This window comes from Xanthomonas hortorum (assembly GCF_040279205.1).
GTDB lineage: Bacteria > Pseudomonadota > Gammaproteobacteria > Xanthomonadales > Xanthomonadaceae > Xanthomonas > Xanthomonas hortorum_F.
On sequence record NZ_JBEOLS010000146.1, the window covers coordinates 1 to 255 of the forward strand.

Below are 255 nucleotides of genomic sequence, written 5' to 3' on the forward strand. Positions count from 1 at the left end.
GTCAATCCAAAGGTGATGGCTGTTCGAGCATCTGCGGCAACCATATGAATCTTGGTGTTCCATCCACCGCGGGACTTGCCGACGGCCTGCGGGCCGTTTTTTTTAATGCACCCGTGCCATCGGGATGGACCTTGACGCTGGTGGAGTCCAGCGAGACTGCTTCGATTTTGATGCGCACGATCTGGGATTTCTGCAATTGGGCGAACATCCGGTCCAGCACACCCGCCTTGGCCCAACGGTTCATGCGTGTGTAGA

The 255-nt window shown here is 56.5% G+C and carries 1 pseudogene; it reads right to left on the reverse strand.

Annotation, left to right across the window (positions count from 1 at the left end):
- Nucleotides 1-255, reverse strand: a pseudogene (locus ABS769_RS22570) (IS5-like element ISCARN85 family transposase); the annotation flags it as partial.